General features: G+C 63.0%; 9 protein-coding genes. 8 read left to right on the top strand and 1 reads right to left on the bottom strand.

The window, feature by feature from the left end:
* Positions 1-141: 141 nt before the first annotated feature.
* From B4I46_RS24755 to B4I46_RS24745, 3 genes are read left to right on the top strand one after another with little or no spacing between them, the layout of a single operon-like run.
* Entirely contained in the window at positions 142-801 is a 660-nt protein-coding gene (locus B4I46_RS24755) for a paraquat-inducible protein A (RefSeq protein ID WP_043860301.1), read from the top strand.
* Entirely contained in the window at positions 788-1,411 is a 624-nt protein-coding gene (locus tag B4I46_RS24750; RefSeq protein WP_104572943.1) for a paraquat-inducible protein A, read from the top strand. Before B4I46_RS24755 ends, B4I46_RS24750 begins: the two co-directional genes overlap by 14 nt.
* Positions 1,404-3,704, top strand: a complete 2,301-nt coding sequence (locus B4I46_RS24745) for a PqiB family protein (RefSeq protein WP_078479466.1) — start codon at positions 1,404-1,406, stop codon at positions 3,702-3,704. Before B4I46_RS24750 ends, B4I46_RS24745 begins: the two co-directional genes overlap by 8 nt.
* 143 nt (positions 3,705-3,847) lie before the next feature.
* Here B4I46_RS24745 and rpsT read toward each other — a convergent pair whose 3' ends face one another.
* The gene (rpsT, locus tag B4I46_RS24740) at positions 3,848-4,126 is read right to left on the bottom strand and encodes a 30S ribosomal protein S20 (protein WP_043860304.1); all 279 of its coding nucleotides are present in this window, start codon (positions 4,124-4,126) and stop codon (positions 3,848-3,850) included.
* Between the two features lie 251 nt (positions 4,127-4,377).
* On the opposite strand from rpsT, the gene murJ reads away from it, so the two are divergent.
* The 5 genes from murJ (at position 4,378) to fkpB (ending at position 10,751) form a co-directional block, all read left to right on the top strand.
* Positions 4,378-5,916, top strand: a complete 1,539-nt coding sequence (gene murJ / locus B4I46_RS24735) for a murein biosynthesis integral membrane protein MurJ (protein WP_286902265.1) — start codon at positions 4,378-4,380, stop codon at positions 5,914-5,916.
* Between the two features lie 118 nt (positions 5,917-6,034).
* Positions 6,035-6,985, top strand: coding sequence for a bifunctional riboflavin kinase/FAD synthetase (gene ribF / locus B4I46_RS24730; protein WP_054914919.1), 951 nt, complete (start codon positions 6,035-6,037; stop codon positions 6,983-6,985).
* Positions 6,982-9,813 carry an isoleucine--tRNA ligase gene (gene ileS, locus B4I46_RS24725; RefSeq protein WP_043860307.1) on the top strand — a complete coding sequence of 944 codons (2,832 nt, stop codon included), beginning with the start codon at positions 6,982-6,984 and terminating at the stop codon, positions 9,811-9,813. Before ribF ends, ileS begins: the two co-directional genes overlap by 4 nt.
* Positions 9,806-10,321 carry a signal peptidase II gene (gene lspA / locus B4I46_RS24720; protein WP_043860308.1) on the top strand — a complete coding sequence of 172 codons (516 nt, stop codon included), beginning with the start codon at positions 9,806-9,808 and terminating at the stop codon, positions 10,319-10,321. The genes ileS and lspA overlap by 8 nt, the downstream gene beginning before the upstream one ends.
* Entirely contained in the window at positions 10,314-10,751 is a 438-nt protein-coding gene (gene fkpB / locus B4I46_RS24715) for an FKBP-type peptidyl-prolyl cis-trans isomerase (RefSeq protein WP_054914918.1), read from the top strand. The genes lspA and fkpB overlap by 8 nt, the downstream gene beginning before the upstream one ends.
* The last annotated feature ends 3 nt before the right edge of the window (positions 10,752-10,754 follow it).

Raw genomic sequence — 10,754 nt, 5'->3', positions numbered from 1 at the left:
AAACCCCTATCTGCATCTGCAGATAGGGGTTTTGTCTTTGTGGCCTGTTCTGCGCCAAGGCTGGCTCCTGCGCGGTTGTGCTCCCACAATTGGGGCAACGACACTAGAATAGGCCCCGACGTTTTTACTCAGAACCCTTCTATGCCCGACCCTGACGATCGCGATTCACTCGCAGGCTTGCCGCTGGATCAATTGGTGGCGTGCCACGAATGCGACCTGCTGCTGCGCAAGCCCGAGCTCAAGACGGATGAAAAAGCGCAATGCCCGCGCTGCGGCTATGAGTTGTACGCCCATCGGCACAATGTGGTCGAGCGCAGCCTGGCCCTGGTACTGGCGGCCTTGCTGCTCTACGTGCCGGCGAACTTTCTGCCGATCATGCAACTCCATCTGTTGGGCCAGAACTCCGATGACACGGTGTGGAGCGGTGTGATCGGCCTGTACAACAGCGGCATGGGTGGCGTGGCGGTGGTGGTGTTCCTGTGCAGCATGGCCATTCCACTGCTCAAGCTGCTGTGTCAGCTGGTGGTGTTGCTGACCATCCGCTTGAACAGGGGCCGCAGCTACGGCCTGCTTCTTTACCGTTTTTATCACCACATGCGCGACTGGGGCATGCTTGAGGTCTACCTCATGGGCGTACTGGTCGCCATCGTCAAGCTGGTGGATATGGCCGAACTCAGCCTAGGGCTTGGCTTGCTGTGCTTTGTCAGTTTGTTGCTGGTTCAGGTCTGGCTGGAAGTGGTGATGTCCCCCCACCAGATCTGGGTAGCCTTGTCGGGAGAAGATGTGCATGCGGGCGATTGACGCAGGAATACTGATCTGTACCGAGTGTCATGAGCTCAACCGCCAGGAGGCGGGCGCCAGCAGCCAGACCTGCACACGCTGCGGGGCCCTGGTGCATGCACGCCGGCCCAACAGCCTGGCCCGTACCTGGGCGCTGCTGATTACCGCGGCCATCCTGTACATACCGGCCAACGTGCTGCCGATCATGACGGTCAGCACCCTGGGGCAGGGCAGCCCCGACACCATCATGTCCGGCGTCATCACCCTGATGCAGCACGGCATGCTGCCGATCGCGGCCGTGGTGTTCATCGCCAGTATTCTGGTACCTACCTTCAAGCTGGTGGGCATCGCCCTGCTGCTGTACTCGGTGCAGCGCCACCAGCCGCTGTCGGCACGCCAGCGCATCGTGATGTATCGCTTCATCGAATTCATCGGCCGCTGGTCGATGCTGGATATCTTCGTCATCGCGATCCTGGTGGCGGTGGTGAATTTCGGCCGGATTGCCAGTGTCGAAGCCAACCTGGGGGCCGTCGCCTTTGCCAGTGTGGTGATTCTGACAATGCTTGCTGCAGTAACTTTCGATCCCCGACTGATTTGGGATAACACGGAGTCGGATGACGACCATGAGTGATTTGCCTACGGCTAAAACCCGCCCAGCTTCGAACTGGTCGGCCATCTGGATTCTGCCCCTGATCGCATTGGTGATCGGTGGGTGGCTCGGCTGGCAGGCCTACCGTGAAGCGGGGGTGAACATCGAGGTTCGCTTCGAGAGCGGCGAGGGTATCGTCGCCAACAAGACCGAGGTGGTCTACAAGGGCATGTCGGTGGGTAAGGTCAAGAGCCTGGTACTTGACGACAAAGGCCGCAACAAAGGTGTCATCGCCACCATCGAGATGAACCAGGTGGCCGAGGAGCACCTGCGCAAGAACACTCGCTTCTGGCTGGTCAAGCCAAACGTGAGCCTGGCCGGGATCACCGGGCTGGAGACGCTGGTATCAGGCAACTACATTGCCGTGAGCCCGGGCGATGGCGAGCCGAGCAAGCGTTTCAATGCGTTGAGCGAAGCACCGCCGATGTCCGACAGCGTGCCCGGCCTGCATCTGACCCTCAAGGCCGATCGCCTGGGGTCGCTCAACCGTGACAGCCCCGTGTTCTACAAGCAGATCCAGGTTGGCCGGGTGAAGAGCTACAAGCTCTCCGACGACCAGGGTACGGTCGAGATCAAGGTGTTCATCGAGCCGGGCTATGCCGACCTGGTGCGCAAGCACACGCGTTTCTGGAACGCCAGCGGCGTGAGCATCGATGCCAACCTGTCGGGCGTGAAGGTGCGCAGCGAGTCGCTGGCCAGCATCGTTGCCGGCGGTATCGCATTCGCTACCCCCGAGCACCGCAAGGACAGCCCGCCCACCGACCCGAACCTGCCGTTCCGTCTTTTCGAAGACTTCGACGCCGCCCAGGCGGGTATCCGGGTCAAGGTCAAGCTGAGCGACTTCGAGGGCCTGCAGGCGGGCCGTACGCCGGTCATGTACAAAGGTATACAGGTAGGTTCGCTGAAAGCCCTGAAGGTCGATGCCGATCTCTCCAGCGCCATGGCCGAGCTGACCCTGGACCCGCTGGCCGAGGACTATCTGGTCGAAGGCACCCAGTTCTGGGTGGTCAAGCCGTCGATCTCCCTGGCGGGTATCACCGGCCTGGAGGCGTTGGTAAAGGGCAACTACATTGCTATCCGTCCCGGCGACAAGGGCGCCTCGCCTCAGCGTGAATTCGAAGCCCGGGCCAAGGCCCCGCCCCTCGATCTGAAGGCGCCCGGCCTGCACCTTGTGCTGTTCAGCGACAACCTGGGCTCGCTCGAGGTTGGCAGCCCGATCCTGTATCGGCAGGTAAAGGTGGGTAGCGTGCAAAGCTACCAGTTCTCCAGGAAGCAGCAACGCCTGCTGATTGGCGTGCACATCGAGCCCGAGTACGCCAACCTGGTCAATGGTTCGACGCGTTTCTGGAACGCCAGCGGCATTACCCTGACTGGCGGCCTGTCGGGCATCCAGATCAAGAGCGAGTCGCTGCAGAGCCTGATGGCCGGTGGCATCGCCTTCGATACGCCGAAACAGAATGTACCGCTCAAGCGTCGTATCCCCACCTTCCGCCTGCTGGCCAACCAGGAAGCGGCGGATCGCAAGGGCACCAGCATCACCATCAAGGTGGACCGTGCGGACGGCCTCAAGGTCGGCACCCCCATACGCTTCAAGGGGCTGGATGTCGGCAAGGTAGAAGCGGTGGACCTGGCGGAGGACCTGCAGTCGGTGACGCTCAAGGCGCAGATCACCGAGGTGCCCGAGCGTATTGCGCGTGTGGGCACGCAGTTCTGGGTAGTCAAGCCGGCGCTGGGTATCGTCAAGACGGCCAACCTGGAGACGCTGGTCACCGGTCAGTACCTTGAAGTGCAACCGGCGGCGAAGAATCAGGGCCCGCAGCGCAACTTCGTGGCCTTGCCCGAGCCACCGGACCTGACCGCTCGCGAGGCTGGCCTGCCGGTGGTGCTCAGCGCTGCTCGACGCGGGTCGATCAAGGTCGGTGTGCCGGTCACCTACCGTGAAGTGCCGGTGGGCAAGGTCACGGGGTACGAGCTGGGGCAGACAGCGGATCGCGTGCTGATCCATATCCTGATCGAGCCACGCTACGCCTCGCTCGTGCGCGGTGGCAGCCGTTTCTGGAACAGCAGTGGCTTCGGCTTCGATATCGGCCTGTTCAAGGGCGCTACGGTGCGTACCGAGTCGCTGGAGACCCTGATCGAGGGTGGCATTGCCTTCGCCACGCCAGACGGCGACAAGATGGGCAACGCAGCGTTGCCGCAGCAGACCTTTGCCCTGTTCGACAAGGCCGAGGACGAATGGCTGCAATGGGCGCCGAAGATCCCGCTCGGCAAGTAGGCAACGTATAGCCCTTCGCCGACCAGGCCGTCTCCTGCAGGAGTCAGCCTGGTCGACGAAGGGAGCGGCCCTGTCTTCCCGCCATCATCAAATCGCAGGCAATAAAAAACCGACCCTAGGGTCGGTTTTTTAACAAGCGTCGCTTAGGCAGCTGCAGCAATCTTCAGTGCCTTGATGTGGCCATTCAGACGGCCTTTATGGCGAGCAGCCTTGTTCTTGTGGATGATGCCTTTATCGGCCATGCGGTCGATAACTGGAACAGCCAGGATGTAAGCAGCTTGCGCTTTTTCGGCGTCTTTTGCGTCGATGGCCTTGACTACATTCTTGATGTAGGTGCGAACCATGGAACGCAGGCTGGCGTTGTGGCTGCGACGCTTCTCAGCCTGTTTTGCACGTTTTTTGGCGGAAGGTGAGTTGGCCACCGTCGAGCTCCTCGAAAGACTTGGTAAATAGCAAACAAAATAGGCCGCGAATCATGCCGATGAGTTGATCGGTTGTCAAGGGCGCTTGTTAGGTTCCGCTGAGCGGTCGATTCGCTGGAGGGGATGATTCCCTTCTGGCGCATGACCTGTAAACTCGGGAGTTTTGCTCTGTCTGCTTTGCGCGGCGGAGTATCGCATACTTGGATGCCGTTTAGGCCTCTCCTTCATCCATATGGCATGAAAATCTTTCGATGAATCTCCTCAAGTCCCTGGCTGCAGTCAGTTCCATCACCATGGTGTCGCGCGTGCTGGGCTTTGTCCGCGATACCATCCTGGCGCGCATCTTCGGCGCCGGTGTTGCCACCGACGCCTTTTTCATTGCCTTCAAGCTGCCCAACCTGCTGCGGCGAATCTTTGCCGAGGGGGCGTTTTCCCAGGCGTTCGTGCCGATCCTGGCCGAATACAAAAGCCAGCAGGGCGAGGAGGCGACCCGCACCTTCGTGGCCTATGTCGCCGGCCTGCTGACCCTGGTGCTGGCGGTGGTCACGGCGCTGGGGATCCTGGCCGCACCCTGGGTGGTGTGGGTCACCGCGCCGGGCTTCGTCGACAGCGCCGAGAAGTTCGAGCTGACCACCGACCTGCTGCGTGTGACCTTTCCTTATATATTGCTGATCTCGCTGTCGTCCCTGGCGGGCGCCATCCTCAACACCTGGAACCGTTTCTCGGTACCGGCCTTCGTGCCGACCCTGCTCAACGTCGCGATGATCTTCTTCGCGCTGTTCCTCACCCCGTACTTCGATCCGCCGGTGATGGCCCTGGGCTGGGCGGTACTGGCCGGCGGGCTGTTGCAGCTGCTGTACCAGCTGCCGCACCTCAAAAAGATCGGCATGCTCGTGCTGCCCCGCCTGAGCCTGCGCGATACCGGGGTATGGCGCGTGCTCAAGCAGATGCTGCCAGCCATCCTCGGGGTGTCGGTAAGCCAGATCTCGCTGATCATCAACACCATCTTCGCCTCGTTTCTGGTGGCCGGCTCGGTGTCGTGGATGTACTACGCCGACCGCCTGATGGAGCTGCCCTCCGGGGTGCTGGGCGTGGCGCTGGGCACCATCCTGCTGCCGACCCTGGCCAAGACCTACGCCAGCAAGGATCGCCACGAGTATTCGCGCATCCTCGACTGGGGCCTGCGCCTGTGCTTCTTGCTGGTGTTGCCTTGCACCTTTGCCCTGGCAATCCTGTCCGAGCCGCTGACGGTGGCCCTGTTCCAGTACGGCAAGTTCACCGCCTTCGATGCCGCCATGACCCAGCGCGCGCTGATCGCCTACTCGGTCGGCCTGCTCGGCATCATCCTGGTCAAGGTGCTCGCCCCTGGCTTCTATGCCCAGCAGAACATCCGTACACCGGTAAAGATCGCCATCTTCACCCTGGTGGCCACGCAACTGCTCAACCTGGTGTTCATCGGCTACCTGCAGCATGCCGGGCTGGCCCTGGCGATCAGTGTCGGCGCCTGCCTCAATGCCGGCCTGCTTTACTGGAAGCTGCGCCAGCAGAACCTGTTCGAGCCGCAGCCGGGCTGGACCGCCTACCTGCTCAAGTTGCTGGTGGCCGTACTGCTGATGGCCGGTGTGCTGGTGGCCGGCATGTGGTACATGCCCGCCTGGGAGCAGGGGCACATGCTCGAGCGGTTCCTGCGCCTGGGCGTACTGATTGGCGCAGGCGTGGTGACCTATTTCGGTTGCCTTTACCTGTTTGGTTTTCGTCCACGGGACTTCGCCCGCAAGGCGCTGCACTGATGGCCGGCGCGGGTCAGGCGTCGGTTTTGTGTTTTAGACGCCCTGGCATCGCGCTGCTGCCTGTCGTCGGCGCCCGGGTGTGGTTATAATCGACCACTTTATGAGCAAGAAGCGCGTTATGCAGCTGGTTCGAGGCCTTCACAACCTTCGCCCCGAGCATCGGGGCTGTGTTGCCACTATCGGCAACTTCGACGGTGTTCACCGCGGTCACCAGGCTATCCTGGCGCGTTTGCGTGAGCGCGCGGTAGCGCTGGGCGTACCCAGCTGCGTGGTGATTTTCGAGCCACAGCCGCGTGAGTACTTTGCACCGGACACCGCGCCTGCGCGCCTGGCCCGCCTGCACGACAAGGTCGCCCTGTTGGCCGCCGAAGGCATCGACCGGGTGCTGTGCCTGGCGTTCAACCAGCGCCTGTGCAAGCTCAGCGCCGCCGAATTCGTCGACACCATCCTGGTCGACGGCCTGGGCGTGCAGCACCTGGAGGTCGGTGACGACTTCCGGTTCGGTTGCGACCGGGTGGGTGACTTCACGTTCCTGCAGCAGGCCGGCCTGCGCCACGGCTTCACCGTGGAAGCGGCGCAAACCGTGGAGCTCGAGGGCCTGCGGGTCAGCAGCACGCAGGTGCGCGAAGCACTGGCGCGTGCCGACTTTGCCGTGGCCGAGCGTCTGCTGGGCCGCCCGTTCCGCATCCGCGGCCGGGTGCTGCATGGGCAGAAGCTGGCGCGCCAGCTGGGTTGGCCCACGGCCAACATACAACTCAAGCGTCATCGCGTACCGCTCACCGGGGTGTACCTGGTCAGCGTCGAACTCGATGGCCAGGCGTGGCCGGGTGTCGCCAACATCGGCGTGCGCCCCAGCGTTGCAGGTGATGGCCGCGCCCACCTGGAAGTGCATCTCCTGGATTTTGCCGGCGATCTGTATGGCCGGCGTCTCACGGTGGAATTCCACCACAAGCTGCGCGATGAGCAGCGATTCGCCTCCCTGGAGGCGCTGAAGTCGGCGATCGATGCGGATATCGCCGCCGCACGTGCCCATTGGCACGGTCAACCGCTAACGAAGAGCCTGAAATGACCGACTATAAAGCCACGCTAAACCTTCCGGACACCGCCTTCCCGATGAAGGCCGGCCTGCCACAGCGCGAACCGCAGATCCTGCAGCGCTGGGACAGCATTGGCCTGTACCAGAAGCTGCGCGAAATTGGCAAGGATCGTCCGAAGTTCGTGCTGCACGACGGCCCGCCCTACGCCAACGGCAAGATCCACATCGGTCACGCGCTCAACAAGATTCTCAAGGACATGATCTCGCGGTCCAAGACCCTGGCCGGCTACGATGCGCCGTACGTGCCGGGTTGGGACTGCCATGGCCTGCCGATCGAGCACAAGGTCGAAGTGACCCACGGCAAGCACCTCACCGCGGACAAGACCCGCGAGCTGTGCCGTGCCTACGCGGCCGAGCAGATCGAAGGGCAGAAGAAGGAATTCATCCGCCTGGGCGTGCTGGGTGACTGGGACAACCCCTACAAGACCATGGACTTCGCCAACGAAGCCGGCGAAATCCGTGCCCTGGCCGAAATGGTCAAGCACGGTTTCGTGTTCAAGGGCCTCAAGCCCGTGAACTGGTGCTTCGATTGCGGTTCGGCCCTGGCCGAAGCCGAGGTCGAATACGCCGACAAGAAGTCCCAGACCATCGACGTGGCCTTCAACGTGGCCGACGAAGCGCGGCTGGCCCAGGCCTTCGGCCTGTCGTCGCTGGCCAAGCCCGCCGCCATCGTGATCTGGACCACCACCCCGTGGACCATCCCCGCCAACCAGGCGCTGAACGTGCACCCCGAGTTCAGCTATGCCCTGGTGGACGTCGGCGACAAGCTGCTGGTGCTGGCCGAAGAGCTGGTCGAAGCCTGCCTCAAGCGCTACTCGCTGGAAGGTTCGGTGATCGCCACCGCGCCGGGCTCTGCACTGGAGCTGATCAACTTCCGTCACCCTCTGTACGATCGCCTGTCGCCGGTCTACCTGGCCGAGTACGTCGAGCTGGGCGCCGGTACCGGCGTGGTCCACTCGGCCCCGGCCTACGGTGAAGACGACTTCGTGACCTGCAAGCGCTACGGCATGGTCAACGACGACATCCTCACCCCGGTGCAGAGCAACGGCGTGTACGTCGACTCGCTGGAATTCTTCGGTGGCCAGTTCATCTGGAAAGCCAACCCGCACATCGTCGACAAGCTCGCCGAAGTGGGCGCGCTGATGTTCACCGACACCATCAGCCACAGCTACATGCACTGCTGGCGCCACAAGACCCCGCTGATCTACCGCGCCACAGCGCAGTGGTTCGTGGGCATGGACAAGCAGCCTGACAGCGGCGAAACCTTGCGCAAGCGCGCCCTCAACGCCATCGAAGAAACCAAGTTCGTGCCGGCCTGGGGCCAGGCGCGCCTGCATTCGATGATCGCCAACCGCCCGGACTGGTGCATCTCGCGTCAGCGCAACTGGGGTGTGCCGATCCCGTTCTTCCTGCACAAGCAGACCGGCGAACTGCACCCGCGCACCGTCGAACTGATGGAGCAGGTGGCCCAGCGCGTCGAGCTCGAGGGCATCGAAGCCTGGTTCAAGATGGACGCCGCCGAACTGCTCGGTGACGAAGCCGGCCAGTACGACAAGATCGCCGACACCCTGGACGTGTGGTTCGACTCCGGTACCACCCACTGGCACGTGCTGCGTGGCTCGCATAACATCGGCCACGAAAGCGGCCCGCGCGCCGACCTGTACCTGGAAGGTTCCGACCAGCACCGCGGCTGGTTCCACTCCTCGCTGCTCACCGGCTGCGCCATCGACGGCCATGCGCCGTACCGCGAGCTGCTGACCCACGGCTTCACCGTGGACGAGAACGGCCGCAAGATGTCCAAGTCGCTGGGCAACACCATCGAGCCGCAGAAGGTCAACGACACCCTGGGTGCCGACATCATGCGCCTGTGGGTATCGGCCACCGACTACTCCGGCGAGATGGCGGTTTCCGACCAGATCCTGCAGCGCAGCGCCGACGCCTACCGGCGCATCCGCAACACCGCGCGCTTCCTGCTCTCCAACCTGTCCGGCTTCGACCCGGCCCGCGACCTGCTGCCGGCCGACGACATGCTGGCGCTGGACCGCTGGGCGGTCGACCGTACCCTGCTGCTGCAGCGCGAGCTGGAAGAGCACTACGGCGAGTACCGTTTCTGGAACGTCTACTCCAAGATCCACAACTTCTGCGTGCAGGAGCTGGGCGGCTTCTACCTCGACATCATCAAGGACCGCCAGTACACCACCGGCGCCAACAGTGTCGCGCGCCGCTCGTGCCAGACCGCGCTGTACCACATCAGCGAAGCGCTGGTGCGCTGGATCGCACCGATCCTGGCGTTCACCGCCGACGAGCTGTGGCAGTACCTGCCGGGCGAGCGCAACGAGTCGGTCATGCTCAACACCTGGTACCAGGGCCTGACCGAGCTGCCGGAAGGCATCGAGCTGGACCGCGCCTACTGGGACCGCGTGATGGCCGTCAAGGCTGCGGTCAACAAGGAGCTGGAGAACCAGCGTGCGGCCAAGGCCATCGGCGGCAACCTGCAAGCCGAAGTCACCCTGTTCGCCGACGAGGCCCTGAGCACCGACCTGAACAAGCTGGGCAACGAACTGCGGTTCGTGCTGATCACCTCGGCAGCCAGCGTGGCGCCGTTCGTCGAAGCCCCGGCCGATGCCGTGGTTACCGAAGTGGCCGGCCTCAAGCTCAAGGTGGTCAAGTCGGGTCACGCCAAGTGCGGCCGTTGCTGGCACTTCCGCGCCGACGTGGGCGTGAACCCGGAGCATCCGGAAATCTGCGGTCGTTGTGTCGACAACATCAGCGGCAAAGGTGAGGTGCGTCACTATGCCTAACCCCAACGTGGGGCGCTTCGGGCGCCTCGCCTGGCTGTGGCTGAGCCTGCTGGTACTGGTCCTGGACCAGGCCAGCAAGCACTACTTCGAAGGTGCGCTGAGCCTGTACCAGCAGATCGTGGTCATCCCCGACTACTTCAGCTGGACCTTGGCCTACAACACCGGTGCGGCCTTCAGCTTCCTGGCCGACAGCTCCGGCTGGCAGCGCTGGCTGTTCGCCCTGATCGCCCTGGTGGTCAGTGCGGTGCTGGTGGTGTGGCTCAAGCGCCTGGGCCGCGACGACACCTGGCTGGCCGTTGCGTTGGCCCTGGTGCTGGGCGGTGCGCTGGGCAACCTGTACGACCGCATCGTGCTCGGGCATGTGGTCGACTTCATCCTCGTGCATTGGCAGAACCGCTGGTACTTCCCGGCCTTCAACCTGGCCGACAGCGCCATCAGCGTGGGCGCCGTGATGCTGGCGCTGGATATGTTCAAGAGCAAAAAGTCCGGAGAACCCGTCCATGACTGATACCCGTATCGGCCAGAACACCGAAGTCACCCTGCACTTCGCGCTGCACCTGGAAAACGGTGATACTGTCGACAGCACCTTCGAGAAAGCTCCGGCGGTGTTCAAGGTCGGCGACGGCAACCTGCTGCCGGGCTTCGAAGCCGCGATCTTCGGCTTCAAGGCCGGCGACAAGCGCACCGTCAGCGTGGCACCGGAGAACGCCTTCGGTCAGCCGAACCCGCAGAACGTGCAGATCATTCCCCGCTCGCAGTTCCAGGACATGGAGTTGTCCGAAGGCCTGCTGGTGATTTTCAACGACGCGGCCAACGCCGAGTTGCCCGGCGTGGTGAAGGCGTTCGATGACGCGCAAGTGACCATCGACTTCAACCACCCGCTGGCCGGCAAGACCCTGAACTTCGAGGTGGAAATCCTCGCAGTCAAGGCCCTTTGAGCC

The sequence above is a fragment of the Pseudomonas sp. UBA7500 genome, from assembly GCF_002478435.1.
Classification (GTDB): domain Bacteria; phylum Pseudomonadota; class Gammaproteobacteria; order Pseudomonadales; family Pseudomonadaceae; genus Aquipseudomonas; species Aquipseudomonas palmensis.
This window is presented reverse-complemented; position numbering and strand designations above follow the sequence as displayed.

What these genes read in the sequence shown, in the direction of transcription:
- B4I46_RS24755 (WP_043860301.1), top strand. Translation starts at nt 142, where the DNA reads ATGCCCGACCCTGACGATCGCGATTCACTCGCAGGCTTGCCGCTGGAT.
- B4I46_RS24750 (WP_104572943.1), top strand. Translation starts at nt 788, where the DNA reads ATGCGGGCGATTGACGCAGGAATACTGATCTGTACCGAGTGTCATGAG.
- B4I46_RS24745 (WP_078479466.1), top strand. Translation starts at nt 1,404, where the DNA reads ATGAGTGATTTGCCTACGGCTAAAACCCGCCCAGCTTCGAACTGGTCG.
- murJ (WP_286902265.1), top strand. Translation starts at nt 4,378, where the DNA reads ATGAATCTCCTCAAGTCCCTGGCTGCAGTCAGTTCCATCACCATGGTG.
- ribF (WP_054914919.1), top strand. Translation starts at nt 6,035, where the DNA reads ATGCAGCTGGTTCGAGGCCTTCACAACCTTCGCCCCGAGCATCGGGGC.
- ileS (WP_043860307.1), top strand. Translation starts at nt 6,982, where the DNA reads ATGACCGACTATAAAGCCACGCTAAACCTTCCGGACACCGCCTTCCCG.
- lspA (WP_043860308.1), top strand. Translation starts at nt 9,806, where the DNA reads ATGCCTAACCCCAACGTGGGGCGCTTCGGGCGCCTCGCCTGGCTGTGG.
- fkpB (WP_054914918.1), top strand. Translation starts at nt 10,314, where the DNA reads ATGACTGATACCCGTATCGGCCAGAACACCGAAGTCACCCTGCACTTC.